We start from the raw sequence: 15,041 nt of genomic DNA, 5'->3' as shown, positions 1-15,041 counted from the left end.
GAGGGATCTTGCGGTTGCTTTCGGTCCGGTGTTCATATCTTTGTGTGCGGGATCACGAACCAAGTGCTCTTTGGGGCATTTGGTTCTTTTTTGTGTCTGCCCGGCATACGATGTGACAAGCAGGACCTCGGGACAGGGGAGGAAAAGGAATGGATCTTTCGATGGCGCAATGGGGGCAGATCTTGACATTAACCATGATTGCGGTTGCTCTGGGGATGGACGCTTTTTCACTCGGGGTCGGTCTCGGCATGAGGCGTTTATCATTCTGGCAGATGACGTCACTAAGCCTGTCCATTGGTCTTTTCCATGTAATAATGCCCCTGTTGGGCATGATGATGGGACAATTTCTGGGAACCGTGATGAAGGGCATCGCCGTGGTTGTAGGAGGCGGAATGCTTTGTTTTTTGGGACTGAACATGCTGATGAATGTGATTCGCCGGGAAAAAGAAACCCGGATTTATATTCAGTCCTTGATCAACATATTTTTGTTGTCGCTCAGTGTCAGTGTTGATTCGCTGTCGGCCGGACTCAGTCTCGGCTTGTTTCATTCCGATCTGCTGCTGACCTGTTTGATGTTTGGCTCTGCCGGGTTTGCGATGTCCGGCGGCGGGCTGATGCTCGGACGGTTTATCGGGAACTGGGTGGGAGGATACGGTGAATTATTTGGAGGAATCATTTTAATTATCCTGGGCAGTAAATTTATATTTTAAATTTTCGTGCATCGTCGCAGGCATGGTTTTTGTTGCCCCTGATCCTCCCTTTCAGTAAAGTAGAAAATAGGAGACAAATTCCAGTCATCGCAAAAAAAGGACCGGCAAATTCGGCCTTTTCTCAAGCGGATTATTCTTGAATTGGACAAAGATACGTATAGCATCCATCTGTTCAACTGATACTGAAGAACAGATGAAATGGGGTGAACGGAATGAAGAAGATCCTTTTCGTTTGCACGGGGAACACCTGCCGGAGCCCGATGGCCGAAGCGCTTTTGAAAAAAATTGCGCAAGAGGCCGGGATCGAAGTGGAGGTCAAATCGGCCGGCGTTTCGGCGATGGAAGGTTCGCTGGCAGCCGAACAGGCATCTCAGGTTCTGATGGAGCGGGGAATTGAACATTCCCATCGGTCGCAGATGCTGAGCCCGGAATTGGTGCGCTGGGCAGATCTCATCCTGACGATGACCGCCCGGCACAAATTTGATATTCAATATAATTATCCGGAGAGTGTCGATAAGATTTATACCTTGAAAGAATATGCGAATCAAAATACGAAGGTCATGGAATTGTATCAGCAATTGGATCGTATCTATGTGGAAATGGAAAACAAACGAGTTGAGATCCGTGCCCGCTATTCCCTGACACCGGACAAGCCTTGGCCCAAAGAAGCGGAAGAGGCCTGGCGAAAAGAGATTGTACCGCTGCGAAAGCGGGAACAGGAGCTGCTGATTCTCCTGGAGCAAAAGAGGGACAACGTCGATGTGAGCGACCCGTTTGGCGGTTCCGTCGATGTTTATCGTCAGTGTGCCGACGAATTGGAACGAGAAATTCGTAAAATCGTTGCCAAGTGGAATCGCTCTTCCGATGCCCGCTGATGTGTGGTTAACTAATAGAGGGAAGCCTGAGGAGATTTGGAAGGGGAGTCGGGCACCCCGGCCGGCAACAGGAACGCGGCAGGGCCTGACGCCCGCACTGCGACTCAGTCACAGAAAAAGGGAGGAGAGAAACAGATGCGCATTATACTCGGTTCCGATCATGGCGGGCTGCGCCTGAAAAAAGAGGTCAAAGAGCTGTTGACCGAACTGGACATCGCTTATGAAGATGTGGGATGTGATTGTGAAGAATCCGTCGATTACCCCGATTATGCCTACCCGGTTGCCAAAAAAGTGGCTGAAGGGGAATTTGATCTCGGCATTTTGATCTGTGGCACGGGAATCGGGATGTCAATTGCCGCAAACAAGGTTAAGGGAATCCGCTGTGCTGTTGTTACCGATGAATTTTCGGCAAGAATGGCGCGGGAACACAATAATGCCAATATCCTGGCACTCGGAGAACGCGTGGTTGGCCCTGATCTGGCCAAATCGATCGTGCGCGCCTGGCTTGGTGCAGAGTTCCAGGGAAACCGCCATGCCCGGCGCCTGGAAAAAATCAGCCAACTGGAAGGAAGTCTTTCTTGATGGAATTCGCTTCACTGAAAAACGAGGTAAAGGAGATTTTGCACGACTTGCTGGAAGCCATGCCCCTGACTGAACGGCATCTGGTGGTGTTCGGTGTGAGCACGAGTGAAGTGGCAGGCAAGCGGATCGGTACGGAAGGAAGCACGGAAATCGCTGCCCGGATCTTTGCCGGCATTCGCGAAGTTCAGGCGGAATCCGGTTTTCAGCTCGCCTTCCAATGCTGTGAGCATCTGAATCGTGCCCTGGTGGTGGAGCAGGAGACCGCAGAGCGATTTTCGCTGCCCGAAGTGACGGTCATCCCTGTTCCCCATGCCGGGGGAGCGATGGCATCCTACGCCTTTCGCCATTTGGAGCATCCTGTTTTGGTGGAAAAAATTCAGGCGGATGCCGGTGTCGATATCGGGGATACGCTGATCGGAATGCACCTGAAACCGGTTGCGGTTCCCGTTCGTCCCCGCTTGAAAAAGGTGGGGCAGGCACACGTCACCATGGCGAAAACCAGGCCCAAACTGATCGGCGGGGCCAGGGCTGTCTATTTGTTGGAAGCTGAAGAGGAAGGTTCCGCAAAGTAACCCGGGTTTGTTAGAATAGAGGAAATGGTCTCAATGGGGGGAGCAGTCGATGGAACATTTACGTAAAAGAGATCCGCAAGTGGCTGAGGCAATCAGACAGGAGCTGGGGCGTCAACGGAATAAAATCGAATTGATCGCTTCAGAAAATTTCGTGTCCGAAGCGGTCATGGAAGCGATGGGAACCGTGATGACCAACAAGTATGCGGAAGGTTATCCGGGTAAACGCTATTACGGCGGATGCGAGTATGTGGATGTGGTGGAAGAGCTGGCACGCCAGCGGGCTAAGGAACTTTTTGGTGCCGAGCATGCCAATGTGCAGCCGCATTCCGGCGCTCAAGCCAATATGGCAGTTTATTTTTCCGTGCTTGAACCGGGAGATACCGTTTTGGGGATGAACCTGGCGCACGGCGGTCATCTGACGCATGGAAGCCCTGTCAACTTTTCGGGCAAAATGTATCGTTTTGTCGCGTATGGAGTCGATGATCAAACTCACCTGATCGACTATGATAAAGTTCGCCAGCTGGCACTTGAGCATAAGCCGAAACTGATCGTTGCCGGTGCCAGTGCTTATCCCCGTGTAATCGATTTTGCCCGGTTCAGGGAAATTGCCGACGAAGTGGGCGCTTACCTGATGGTGGACATGGCTCACATCGCCGGATTGGTGGCCACGGGAGACCATCCGAATCCGGTGCCCTACTCCGACTTTGTTACGACCACGACACACAAAACACTGAGAGGCCCCCGCGGCGGAATGATTTTGTGTCAGGAAAAATACGCAAAGTTGATCGATAAAACGATTTTCCCCGGCGTGCAGGGCGGACCGTTGATGCACGTGATTGCCGCAAAGGCGGTTGCATTGGGAGAAGCGCTTACAGATGAGTTTAAAACGTATTCCAAAAATATCATCAATAATGCGCGGCGGTTGGCGGATTCCTTGAAACAACAAGGATTCAACCTGGTTTCGGGGGGAACGGACAACCATTTGATCCTCATTGATGTCCGCAACTTGGGCCTGACCGGGAAAACGGCGGAACATCTGTTGGATGAAGTCGGCATCACCACCAACAAAAATACGATTCCCAACGATCCGGAAAGCCCGTTTGTCACCAGCGGAATCCGCATCGGTACCGCTGCAGTTACCTCACGTGGCATGGATTTGCCGGCCATGGAGGAAATCGCCGGCATCATGGCTCTTACCTTGAAAAATCCGGAAGACGGGGCTGCGCATGAGGAAGCGCGCCAGCGTGTGGCCCGCTTGACGGAAAAATATCCGCTTTATCCGGACTTGCGAATTTAACTTTTCATCCGGCCTGAGGGATCACCGCAGGAAATGGAAGGCGTCAGCGAGAACAGCAGATGCCTTCTGTTTCCTGTTTTTTTGTGCGGTGCATTTGCGGTGCTTCGTGTCCCCCCTGATCGTTCAATTTTTCCCGGGTTCATCCCAGGATTGCGCCGAAATGATATGAATGTCTTTTGGGCCGGTGAAATGCGTTTTTCCTGTTTTTACACCCGGCAGAAAAAATATACCAACCTTTGGCAATGATAAATAAGGGAAATGCTTGAGGGACGACAGGGAATATGGTTAGATATCATAGGGACAAAAATAATTGTCATCTGATGACAAAGAAAGTGGGGAACCGAACGTGAGCAATGTCTATGTATTCGACCATCCGTTGATCCAGCACAAACTGACCTTTATCCGGGACAAACATACGGGAACGAAAGAATTCCGTGAGCTGGTTGATGAAGTGGCCGCCTTGATGGCCTATGAAATTACCCGCGATATGCCGCTCAGAGAGGTGGAGGTCGAAACACCGGTCACCACGGCGAAGTGCAAGGTTCTGGCCGGGAAAAAGCTGGGCCTTGTGCCGATTTTGCGGGCCGGGCTCGGGATGGTAGACGGGATTTTGAAATTGATTCCCGCAGCCAAAGTGGGCCATATCGGGCTCTACCGCGACCCTGAAACACTAAAACCGGTGCTCTATTATTCCAAGATGCCGTCCGATATCGGCGAACGGGATCTGATTGTGATCGATCCGATGCTGGCAACAGGAGGTTCCGCTTCGGAAGCGATCCGTGCCCTGAAGGAAATGGGGGCGAAAAATATCAAGCTGATGTGCCTGATCGCCGCACCGGAAGGGATTGAGCGCGTGCAGGCAGATCATCATGATGTCGACATTTATGTCGCGGCGGTGGATGAGGGTCTCAATGAAAAAAGTTATATCGTACCCGGGCTCGGTGATGCAGGAGATCGGCTTTTTGGTACGAAGTAAATTTATATAAAAGGCTGCCGGCATGATGGATCGCGAGGAGGCGGACAGCGGGGACTGGTTAGAAAACGAACTGGATTTGTAAAATTAAAACGGGCACTTCCTTGAAACAACAAGGATTTTCAAGGGGAGACCAAACGATTTGCCGCAAATGTGACAATTTGTTCAAAACTCTTTTCGGGAAAGCGTTGACAACACCGTTGACCCTTCGTTACTATAGGCAGGGGGAAGGACAGTTCCTGATGCCAATCATGATTAAAATTTTATTCCGAGGCGGTCTTCTTTCCCTAAATGTTAAAGGTCCAACGGGGGATCTCATGAATAACACTGGAAATCCTTGGCGGATTGTTGGAATGATTGGTTCTGCAGGAATGGAAATCATCTTCCTCACAATCGGTGGGGCTTGGTTGGGAAACAAGCTGGATGCCGTTTGGGGAACCAAACCATTCATGCTGCTCGCGGGAGTACTGCTCGGATTGGTGTTTGGTTTTATCAGTTCATTTTTCACCATTAAAGCAATGACAAAGGAATGACTCCTCATGGATCCCATAACAACCATTCGTCGTCGAGTGGTGTTCCTCACTATTGTATTCCTTGCTATTTTAATGATCATCTGGTTTTTTACCCCGCAGAAGAGATTAGTCGCCGGTTTTTTTCTCGGTCTTTGTGTAAGTTTGTACAATATTCTGTACATGTCGCGCAAAGTGCGCATCGCCGGTGAGCGAGCCATCCTCACCGGAAGCACCAGAAACCGGGGAACTGGCATGGTCAATCGCTATCTCATGGTTGCCCTCGCGATCATCATCGCCATTGAATATCCGGGATGGTTTGATGTTCGGGCCGTTCCGTTCGGGCTGCCAATTTGCTATATACTCATCATTCTACTTGAGTTTTGGGAAGCAAGGCGTCTCAACCACCAAATCAGAAAGGGGTGAATCTACGGAGAATGGAGAATACTCCCAAGCTTACATTTCACTTGGCAGGACTGCCCATCACTTTTGACGTTACCGTAATGATCGGAACGACCGTCACCTGCGTTGCCGTTTTCCTCATCGCTTGGCTTGCAACGCGGCGCCGTGCCCTCGTGCCTTCCGGCATCCAGAATGTGGTGGAAATGCTCGTGGAGTTTACCCGCGGCCTTGTGCGTTCCAATCTGGATGCGAAAACGAGCGAAAAATTTTATAGTTTTGCCTTTACCCTCTTTTTCTATCTTCTCATTGCGAACCAGCTTGGACTTATGTTTAACATCGTGACGGAATCCGATCACGTCTCGGCAGCATGGTGGAAGTCGCCGACAGCCGATATCAACGGTCCTTTGGCCATGGCATTTGTGATTACCATTGTCGCTCATTTCTTAGGAATCAGAAAATCGCCGAAGAAATACGGAGCCCACTATTTCCAGCCGTTTTGGTGGATGTTTCCGCTGCATCTCATCGATGAGATCGCCAAACCGCTTACGCACGGAATGCGTCTTTGGGCCAATATCTTTGCCGGGGAAGTACTGGTCTTTGTCCTGCTGAAAGCGGCATGGGTCGGTATCCCGCTCAACGTCATCTGGATTGGGTATTCCGTCTTTGTCGGCATCATCCAAGCGTATGTATTCACAATTCTGGCGATGGTTTATATGTCGCAGAAATTGTCTACCGATCATTGATAAAAAGATCGAAAAACTGTCAATAAGAATCAGAGGAGGAAACTGAAATGGATTTGGGTGTAATAGCTGGTGCAATTTTGATGGCTTGCGCTGCCATCGGTGGTGGGATTGGTAACGGTCTGGTATTTGGTCGCTATCTGGAAGGGATTGCCCGTCAACCGGAACTCCGCGGATTGCTGTTCGGGCAAACCTTTATCGGAATCGCGCTGGTCGAAGCGTTGCCGATTATCGCCGTTGCGTTCGGGATCATGAAGTTGCTCGGCATCCTTTAATCGGCTTTTTCTCTGGCGGACGGGGATCCATCATTTTTTTCCCCGTCCGGTTGCGATTCAAACCAGGCATTTGAAGGTTTTTGCTTTTGAGATAGATTTGGCATGATCGGAAGGGAGTGAATGGGATGCACTATGAAAGTGGGATTCATATCGAGATCGGCACCATTTTGTTTCAATTAGCCGCATTTATTATTTTAATGCTTCTTGTAGGCCGCTTCGCTCTTCGCCCGATGCTGCAGACGATGAAACAGCGCCAGGATCATATTGAAGGCCAGATCAAATCGGCGGAAGAGAGCCGCAAAGAAGCGGAAAAGCTGCTGGAAGAGCAGAAGGCAGAGCTCAGCCGCACCCGCCAGGAGGCGAAAGAGATCATTGAGCGCGCCAAAGCGCAAAGCGAGCGTGAGGCCGAAGAAATCATCAAAGGAGCGCATGAACGGGCAGAACGGATGATTCAGGAGGCGACGGCCGAAATCAAGCGTGAGAAGGAAAAGGCCTTGGCCAGCCTGCGCGAAGAGGTTGGGACGCTCTCCATCCAATTGGCATCCAAGCTGTTGGAGAAAGAATTGGATAAAAAAGGGCAGGCCAAACTGGTCGCAACCTATCTTGAAGAGGTAGGAAGATTACAATGAGTTCAGTTGTAGCGAAACGGTATGCCAAAGCGTTGTTTGAAGTGGCCCTGGAGAAGAATTGCCTTGACCAGGTGGGAACCGACCTGGAGCAGATTGCCCAAACATTTGCCTCCGTACCCGAGCTGAAAACGTGGGTACAGCATCCCACAACTGCCGCGGAACAGAAAAAAGAAGTGTTTGCACGCATTTTTGCAAATCTGAACGAATACACGAAAAACTTTCTCGATCTGTTGGCCGATCGCCGGCGCGAAAGCATTGTGCAGGACGCCTTCGCTGAATACAAGCGCCTGGTGAACGAACACAAAGGAATAGTCGAAGCAGTTGTCACGACTGCGTTTCCGCTTACCGCCACAGACCGCAAAAAACTGGTTGCCGCTTTTGAGCCGATCGTCGGCAAAAAGCTGGATATTACCGAAAAGGTGGATTCTGACATCCTGGGCGGAGTGATTGTGCAAGTGGGAGACCGTTTGTACGACGGCAGCCTGCGTACCAAGTTGAACCGGTTCAGAGAACGATTGAGCGGAAACAGAGTCGGATAGATCAGAGATGGGAAGATTGGGGTGAACGAATATGAGCATTAAGCCGGAAGAGATCAGCTCTCTCATTAAGGAGCAGATCGAAAATTACCGGGCTGAAGTGGAAGTAACCGATGTGGGCACCGTCATCAGTGTGGGGGACGGGATCGCCCGGGTTCATGGCCTGTTGAATGCCATGGCAGGTGAGCTTGTCGAGTTCAGCAACGGCGTGATGGGGATGGTGCTCAACCTTGAAGAGAACCATGCCGGGATCGTTATTTTGGGGCCGTTTGCCGATATTCGTGAAGGAGATCAGGTGAAGCGGACCGGCCGTCTAATGGAAGTGCCGGTAGGTGAGGCGTTACTGGGCCGCGTCGTCAATCCGCTCGGGCAGCCGCTCGACGGAAAAGGACCGATTGAAACGACCGAATTCCGTCCGGTTGAATCTCCTGCACCTGGCGTTATTGACCGGAAATCAGTGCATGAGCCGTTGCAAACCGGGATTAAGTCGATTGACTCGATGGTGCCGATCGGCCGCGGTCAGCGGGAGCTGATCATCGGGGACCGGCAGACCGGGAAGACGACGATTGCCATCGATACGATCATCAACCAAAAAGACCAAAACATGGTCTGTGTCTATGTAGCCATCGGACAAAAGCAATCCACGGTAGCCAATGTCGTTGAAAAGCTGCGTCGTTTCGGGGCGCTTGATTACACGATCGTGGTCGTGGCCAGCGCATCCGATCCTGCACCGCTTCTGTTCCTGGCACCGTATGCGGGTTGTGCGATGGGTGAGTACTTCATGTATAAAGGCGGACACGTTCTGTGCGTTTATGACGACTTGTCCAAGCAGGCGACGGCTTACCGTGAGCTCTCGCTCCTGCTTCGCCGTCCGCCGGGCCGTGAAGCTTACCCGGGGGATGTATTCTACCTGCATTCCCGCCTGTTGGAACGTGCGGCCAAATTGTCCGATGCCCGTGGGGGCGGTTCGTTAACGGCATTGCCATTTATCGAAACGCAAGCCGGGGATATCTCCGCCTATATTCCGACCAACGTCATTTCGATTACCGACGGTCAGATCTTCCTGGAATCGGATTTGTTCTATGCCGGGGTTCGTCCTGCGGTAAGTACCGGTACTTCGGTCTCCCGGGTCGGGGGTTCGGCACAGATCAAGGCGATGAAAAAAGTATCCGGTACCTTGCGTCTTGATTTGTCCCAGTACTTCGATTTGGCGGCATTTGCCCAATTCGGCTCCGACCTCGACAAAGTGACCGCTGCCAAACTGGAGCGCGGTAAGCGGACCATTGAGATTTTGAAACAGGATGAGCATCAGCCGATGCCTGTGGAGAAACAGGTTATTTCCCTCTACTTGGTTACCAAGGGCCACCTCGACGATATCGCGGTTGAAGATGTACGCCGCTTTGAAAGTGAATTCCATGCCCACTTAGACAGTCACCACGAAGAAATCCTCAAGGATATCCGTGAAAAGAAAGAGATGACCAAAGAGACGGAAGAGAAGCTGATCCAGGCGATTGAAACCTTTAAAAAAGGCTTTATCAAATCGGACAAATGACGATCATTGAGACGGCAGGTGCGTCCGGGTTGGAATGAACCGGCCCGGGCCATTGCCGGGTAACGGAAAGGCGGTGAACTGATGGGGCAATCGATGCGTGACATTAAACGGCGGATTCGCTCGTTCGAGAAAACCAGACAGATTACCAAGGCGATGAAAATGGTGGCGGCATCCAAATTGCGCAAGGCTCAGGAACAGGCGGAATCGTCACGACCTTATGCGGAGAAGATGCATGATGTGATCGTCAATGTCGCCAGGGGAACAAAAGGATATAACCATCCCATGCTCGTTTCCCGCCCGGTGAGAAAGACCGGTTATCTGGTCATCACCTCTGACCGCGGTCTTTGCGGCGGTTATAACAGCAATTTGCTCAGAAAGTTGCAGGCGACTTTACATGAGCGCCACCAGAGCCAGGATGAATACGTCATTTTTGTCATCGGCCGCAAAGGCAGAGACTTTCTCAAGCGACGCGGGCTCCCGGTAATCGGTGAAGTGACCGGGTTATCTGATTCACCGAAGTTTGCCGATGTTCACGAGATCGCCAAACAAGCGGTGCAGTTTTACGCGGACGAAAAATTTGATGAGCTGTTTATCCTTTACAACGAATTTATCAATCCGATCATTCAGCGTCCAGTGGAAAAACGCCTGTTGCCGCTGACTGGTGAAGAACTGAGGGATTCGGAAGGAACCGCTGCCGGAGCGACGGCCGTTTACGAATATGAACCTTCGCCGGAAGCGGTATTGGATGTCCTGTTGCCGCGTTATGCAGAAGCTCTGATCTACAGCGCGCTGTTGGAGGGCAAAGCGAGCGAATTTGCCGCCAAGATGAATGCGATGAGCAATGCAACGGATAACGCAACCGAATTGATTGAAAAACTGACGCTTGAGTTCAACCGTGCCCGTCAAGCGGCCATTACCCAAGAGATTGCAGAAATTGTCGGCGGCGCTTCGGCACAGGGATGATAAACAGAACGGACTTATTTTCCTTTTGATGGATTACGGCTAATCCGTTTTAATAGATGCAATTGCAGCTTAAGGAGGGAATGTGATGAGCACTGGACGTGTCTTACAGGTAATGGGCCCTGTTGTGGACGTGCAGTTTGACCAGGGGCACATGCCGGAGATTTACAACGCCATTAAGGTAAAACGCGCGGATGGAAGCGAATTGGTATTGGAAACGGCACTGCATCTCGGGGATAACACGGTGCGTACGGTGGCCATGGCTTCGACGGATGGATTGGTGCGCGGGATGGAAGCAGTGGATACAGGTGCGCCGATCTCCGTTCCGGTTGGACGCCCGGGATTGGGACGGGTATTTAACGTATTGGGAGAACCGATCGATGAAGCCGGTCCGGTTAACAGTGATCTGAAGCTTCCGATCCACCGCCCGGCCCCCAGCTTTGAAGAGCAATCGACCGAACAGCAAATGCTGGAAACGGGGATTAAAGTCGTTGACCTGCTCTGCCCTTATGCCAAGGGAGGAAAGATCGGTCTCTTTGGCGGTGCGGGAGTAGGGAAAACCGTACTCATTCAGGAGCTTATTCATAACATCGCACAAGAGCACGGCGGTTTGTCCGTTTTTGCCGGTGTAGGGGAACGTACCCGCGAAGGGAACGACCTGTACCATGAAATGAAGGATTCGGGTGTTATCGAGAAAACGGTCATGGTGTTCGGACAGATGAACGAACCGCCAGGGGCACGGATGCGCGTCGCCCTTTCGGGACTGACGATGGCTGAGCATTTCCGTGACAGCGAAGGACAGGACGTTCTTCTCTTCATTGACAATATCTTCCGCTTCACCCAGGCAGGTTCCGAGGTATCGGCCCTGTTGGGACGCATGCCTTCAGCGGTGGGTTACCAACCGACCCTGGCCACGGAAATGGGCCAATTGCAGGAACGGATCACTTCGACGAAAACCGGTTCGGTTACCTCGATCCAAGCGATCTACGTACCGGCCGACGACTATACCGACCCGGCGCCGGCAACCACCTTTGCTCACTTGGATGCGACCACCAACCTGGAGCGCCGTTTGACGCAAAAAGGGATTTATCCGGCTGTGGATCCGCTCGCTTCGACTTCCCGCATTCTTTCCCCGGATGTAGTCGGAGAAGAGCATTATCGCGTGGCGCGCGGTGTACAGCAGCTACTGCAACGTTACCAGGAGTTGCAAGATATCATCGCCATCCTCGGTATGGACGAGTTGTCCGAGGAAGACAAACAATTGGTGGCCCGTGCGCGCAAAGTGGAAAAATTCCTCTCGCAAAACTTCCACGTTGCCGAACAGTTTACCGGTCAGCCAGGGGTATATGTGCCGGTCAAAGAAACGGTACGCAGCTTCAAAGAAGTGCTTGAAGGCAAACACGATGACCTTCCGGAAGATGCCTTCTACATGGTCGGCGGCATCGACGAAGCTCTGGAAAAAGCGAAAAAGCTGGGTTATACCCGCATGATCTGATGGAGGAATCGCAGGACTGCCTGGCGGCCATAAGACGGAATTGGCGTCAAAGTGCCAGGCAGTTTCCTGTGGTTGAATCGATTGGTTCCCGTGATCGCCCGGAAGCAAGGAGGTGAATTTCTGCTGGGAAGCCGAATCCTGTCCCGGATAGCCGACATGGACTGGCAAGCGGATGGGAGCGGAGCAGCAGGGTGGCCATGAGCACAATGGTTTTGGATATCGTGACACCTGAGAAAAAGGTGTATTCCGAAGAAGTGGAAATGGTGATAACGAAAGCTGCTGAGGGGGAAATCGGGATTTTGCCCAGACACGTTCCCTTGGTCAGCCCGATTAAAGGAAAAACGGTTCGTGTCAAAAAGGACGGCGTTTTTGAAACATTTCACGTGAGTGGCGGTTTTATTGAAGTTCGCTCGGATCGCGTTACAATTTTGGCGGAAAAGGCGGAACTGCCAGGCCAGAATGAAGAATAAACGATACAGATTAGCCCGTTATCTCGCATCCGCATCCCGGCTCCGGGAGAGGAAGCGAGTTTTTTTTTATATCTTTCGGACGAAAAAATTCAGCCATCGTGAGGCTCGCTTGAGCATTGTCAGTGAGGGGGGCATGTGGAGCGCTTGCTGGGTTGTTCAAGTAAAATCCGAGTGTGCAATCGGCCGGGATGCCCATCGCAAACAAACCAGCAGTCCGGCTTTTGGCGCAGCAGCTCAAACTTGGAATGAACCGTGGAGCCAACAGGATCTCATGGCAAATTTCCCTTCCTGGGAAGGGATTACCCCATGCATGGGGGGGTGGCCGATAACGGGGATTCGGATCAAGGAAAACGGTGCGAAAAAGCAGTACAGGCGTTGCGGTTGCCTTTTCTCAGAGTCGGTCCATGCGGCCGGCTTTTTTATGGTTATCATGAACAGGAACCTTCGACAATCGAAAACGGAACGGGGACGGAGAACAAACAACACTCTGCCCGCATTTTGAGTCAATGAATTTTCAGGATCAATTTTTTGTCCAAACCGTCAACCTTCTCACAATTGGGAAAGTGTTGTATAATCAAACAATAGGAGCAACCCTCATCGCTTTTTTTCGGATCTGTCTATTTTTAGGAGTTTTTGTCGGAATGAGGCGATTTCGCTTAATGTTCCAGTTCAGTTATAAGTAGAGATTAAAATTGCAGAATTTTCCCCATTAATTCGCTAAAGTGGCTGGAAATGAGGGCTCCATATGATTGATGTTGACCAAGGCGCTCCTTGGTTTTTTTTGCCGAAGTTTTACCCGGAGGAGGGTGGATCGGTTTGCACAATGACGCAAGCATCATCATGATTGCCGTTTTTTTTGTGGTCGGCATCGCCTTGCCGGTGGTGGCGTTATCCGTGGGAAGATTGCTGCGGCCGCACGATCCTTCAGCGGATAAATCCGTCACCTATGAGAGCGGGGTTGATCCGACCGGGGACAGTTGGGTTCAGTTCAATGTCCGCTATTATTTGTTTGCCCTTCTTTTTGTCATTTTTGACGTGGAGGCGGTATTCCTATATCCCTGGGCCGTCAGCTACAACGCATTGAGGTCGGACATGGGGCTGATGATGCTCCTGGAAATGGTCATCTTTGTCTTCTTTTTGGTCATCGGATTACTCTACGCCTGGAAAAAGAAGGTGTTGGAATGGAAGTGAACTTTGAAAACTTCACCCCGTTTGAAGAACAAGAGCTGAAGCGGAATGTATTTACCACCAACCTGGAGCAGATCAAGGCATGGGCGCGCAGCAGTTCGCTGTGGCCGCTGACGTTCGGCCTGGCGTGTTGTGCGATTGAAATGATGGGAACCGGCGGATCGCATTATGATTTGGATCGGTTTGGTGTGATTTTTCGTGCCTCTCCCCGTCAATCGGATGTGATGATCGTCGCCGGGACTGTTACGAAAAAGATGGGGCCGCTGCTGCGACGGCTGTATGATCAGATGCCGGAACCGAAATGGGTGATTGCCATGGGTTCCTGTGCGACGGCGGGCGGGCCTTATGTGAAGTCCTATTCAGTAGTCAAAGGAGTAGATCAAATTGTCCCGGTCGATGTTTATATTCCCGGTTGTCCGCCCAACCCGGCAGCACTGATCTACGGCATTCACAAATTGCAGGAAAAAATCCGCTATGAGGCCAAGCACGGGAAGAAGGTGACCAACGGATGAGTCATGAAGAGCAAAACGAAAAGGAGTTGCCAAAAGAGGAAAAGGAATTGCAGCCTGAGCCTTCCGCCGATGCAAAAACAGAGAAAAAAGAGGGAGAGGAAAACAACCCGGTAAAGGCAGAACCAGGAGAAAGCGATGCACCGGTGACGGCTAAGCCGGGTTTGCCGCCGAAGAGTTCCGTTCCGCGCGCACCGAGAGCAGCCGGGGCAGGCAAAGCGCGGCCGGCAGCAGGTGCGAGACCGAGGCCAGCGGCAAAGAAAGCGGAGAAGAAACCGGAGGAACCGTCACCGTTACAGCCGCAATTGGACCGTTTTCTCCGGCTGCTGAAAGACCGGTTGGGAGAAGGGGCGGTCAAGGAGGCGTATATCAATCGCGCCGGCAGCCATATTCCGACGCTGGTTGTGGATAAAGAGCACTGGCTGTCTCTTGCGCAATTGCTGAAGGAGGAAGAGAGCTTCCAGTTTGATTATCTGCGTCTGTTATCGGGAGTGGATTATGAGACGCATATGGAAGTGGTTTACCAATTTTATTCCTTTGCGCATGGTCATCAAATCGCGGTAAGGGTCAAGACCGGGCGGGACGAAGCGAAAGTGCCGAGCGTTTCCCATTTGTGGAAAGCGGCTGACTGGAATGAGCGGGAAGCGTATGATCTGCTTGGGATTCACTTTGAAAATCACCCGAATTTGCGGCGAATTCTGATGCCGGATGATTGGGTGGGGCATCCGCTCAGAAAAGATTACGAACCGCTTGATAAGGAGGTATAA

Annotated in this window: 20 protein-coding genes; all 20 read left to right on the top strand. The window is 51.6% G+C overall.

All coding sequences use genetic code 11. From position 1 onward, the window contains the following. Positions 1-149 precede the first annotated feature (149 nt). The 20 genes from I8U19_RS07015 (at position 150) to I8U19_RS06920 (ending at position 15,041) form a co-directional block, all read left to right on the top strand. Positions 150-710, top strand: a complete 561-nt coding sequence (locus tag I8U19_RS07015; RefSeq protein ID WP_033100411.1) for a manganese efflux pump MntP — start codon at positions 150-152, stop codon at positions 708-710. Between the two features lie 212 nt (positions 711-922). Then, the gene (locus tag I8U19_RS07010) at positions 923-1,585 is read left to right on the top strand and encodes a low molecular weight protein arginine phosphatase (protein WP_033100410.1); all 663 of its coding nucleotides are present in this window, start codon (positions 923-925) and stop codon (positions 1,583-1,585) included. Between the two features lie 135 nt (positions 1,586-1,720). Continuing rightward, positions 1,721-2,167, top strand: coding sequence for a ribose 5-phosphate isomerase B (rpiB, locus tag I8U19_RS07005; RefSeq protein WP_033100409.1), 447 nt, complete (start codon positions 1,721-1,723; stop codon positions 2,165-2,167). Next, the gene (locus I8U19_RS07000; protein ID WP_033100408.1) at positions 2,167-2,739 is read left to right on the top strand and encodes a TIGR01440 family protein; all 573 of its coding nucleotides are present in this window, start codon (positions 2,167-2,169) and stop codon (positions 2,737-2,739) included. Before rpiB ends, I8U19_RS07000 begins: the two co-directional genes overlap by 1 nt. A 49-nt stretch (positions 2,740-2,788) precedes the next feature. Continuing rightward, positions 2,789-4,036, top strand: a complete 1,248-nt coding sequence (locus tag I8U19_RS06995) for a serine hydroxymethyltransferase (RefSeq protein ID WP_033100407.1) — start codon at positions 2,789-2,791, stop codon at positions 4,034-4,036. Between the two features lie 346 nt (positions 4,037-4,382). Further along, positions 4,383-5,012: a uracil phosphoribosyltransferase gene (upp, locus tag I8U19_RS06990; RefSeq protein ID WP_033100405.1), complete on the top strand. Its 630-nt coding sequence runs from the start codon at positions 4,383-4,385 to the stop codon at positions 5,010-5,012. Between the two features lie 239 nt (positions 5,013-5,251). Further along, positions 5,252-5,542, top strand: a complete 291-nt coding sequence (locus I8U19_RS06985) for an AtpZ/AtpI family protein (RefSeq protein ID WP_033100404.1) — start codon at positions 5,252-5,254, stop codon at positions 5,540-5,542. A 6-nt stretch (positions 5,543-5,548) separates the two neighbouring features. Beyond that, positions 5,549-5,944 carry an ATP synthase subunit I gene (locus I8U19_RS06980; protein WP_081943769.1) on the top strand — a complete coding sequence of 132 codons (396 nt, stop codon included), beginning with the start codon at positions 5,549-5,551 and terminating at the stop codon, positions 5,942-5,944. 11 nt (positions 5,945-5,955) lie between these two features. Further along, positions 5,956-6,663, top strand: a complete 708-nt coding sequence (gene atpB / locus I8U19_RS06975) for a F0F1 ATP synthase subunit A (protein ID WP_033100402.1) — start codon at positions 5,956-5,958, stop codon at positions 6,661-6,663. Between the two features lie 47 nt (positions 6,664-6,710). Beyond that, positions 6,711-6,935, top strand: coding sequence for a F0F1 ATP synthase subunit C (gene atpE / locus I8U19_RS06970; protein ID WP_198055550.1), 225 nt, complete (start codon positions 6,711-6,713; stop codon positions 6,933-6,935). A 125-nt stretch (positions 6,936-7,060) separates the two neighbouring features. Next, entirely contained in the window at positions 7,061-7,564 is a 504-nt protein-coding gene (gene atpF / locus I8U19_RS06965; protein WP_033100400.1) for a F0F1 ATP synthase subunit B, read from the top strand. Then, positions 7,561-8,103 (top strand): F0F1 ATP synthase subunit delta, encoded by a 543-nt coding sequence (locus tag I8U19_RS06960; protein WP_033100399.1) that lies wholly within the window; start codon positions 7,561-7,563, stop codon positions 8,101-8,103. The genes atpF and I8U19_RS06960 overlap by 4 nt, the downstream gene beginning before the upstream one ends. Before the next feature lie 31 nt (positions 8,104-8,134). Next, positions 8,135-9,652, top strand: a complete 1,518-nt coding sequence (gene atpA, locus I8U19_RS06955) for a F0F1 ATP synthase subunit alpha (RefSeq protein ID WP_033100398.1) — start codon at positions 8,135-8,137, stop codon at positions 9,650-9,652. 81 nt (positions 9,653-9,733) lie between these two features. After that, a complete protein-coding gene (atpG, locus tag I8U19_RS06950; protein ID WP_033100397.1) occupies positions 9,734-10,615 on the top strand; it encodes an ATP synthase F1 subunit gamma in 882 nt (293 codons plus the stop codon). Between the two features lie 85 nt (positions 10,616-10,700). Continuing rightward, the gene (gene atpD / locus I8U19_RS06945; RefSeq protein WP_033100396.1) at positions 10,701-12,107 is read left to right on the top strand and encodes a F0F1 ATP synthase subunit beta; all 1,407 of its coding nucleotides are present in this window, start codon (positions 10,701-10,703) and stop codon (positions 12,105-12,107) included. Between the two features lie 197 nt (positions 12,108-12,304). Further along, a complete protein-coding gene (atpC, locus tag I8U19_RS06940) occupies positions 12,305-12,577 on the top strand; it encodes an ATP synthase F1 subunit epsilon (RefSeq protein WP_198055549.1) in 273 nt (90 codons plus the stop codon). A gap of 306 nt (positions 12,578-12,883) precedes the next feature. Next, on the top strand, positions 12,884-13,087 hold the full coding sequence (locus tag I8U19_RS06935) for a hypothetical protein (protein WP_198055548.1): 204 nt from the start codon (positions 12,884-12,886) through the stop codon (positions 13,085-13,087). Positions 13,088-13,417: 330 nt separating this feature from the next. Further along, positions 13,418-13,768 carry an NADH-quinone oxidoreductase subunit A gene (locus tag I8U19_RS06930; protein ID WP_033100550.1) on the top strand — a complete coding sequence of 117 codons (351 nt, stop codon included), beginning with the start codon at positions 13,418-13,420 and terminating at the stop codon, positions 13,766-13,768. Continuing rightward, entirely contained in the window at positions 13,759-14,277 is a 519-nt protein-coding gene (locus tag I8U19_RS06925) for a NuoB/complex I 20 kDa subunit family protein (RefSeq protein ID WP_033100394.1), read from the top strand. The genes I8U19_RS06930 and I8U19_RS06925 overlap by 10 nt, the downstream gene beginning before the upstream one ends. After that, entirely contained in the window at positions 14,274-15,041 is a 768-nt protein-coding gene (locus tag I8U19_RS06920) for an NADH-quinone oxidoreductase subunit C (RefSeq protein WP_198055547.1), read from the top strand. The genes I8U19_RS06925 and I8U19_RS06920 overlap by 4 nt, the downstream gene beginning before the upstream one ends.

This window comes from Thermoactinomyces sp. CICC 10523, assembly GCF_016055105.1.
GTDB lineage: Bacteria > Bacillota > Bacilli > Thermoactinomycetales > Thermoactinomycetaceae > Thermoactinomyces_A > Thermoactinomyces_A daqus.
The sequence above is the reverse complement of the archived record's forward strand: the minus strand, read 5'-3'. Positions and strand labels throughout refer to the sequence as shown.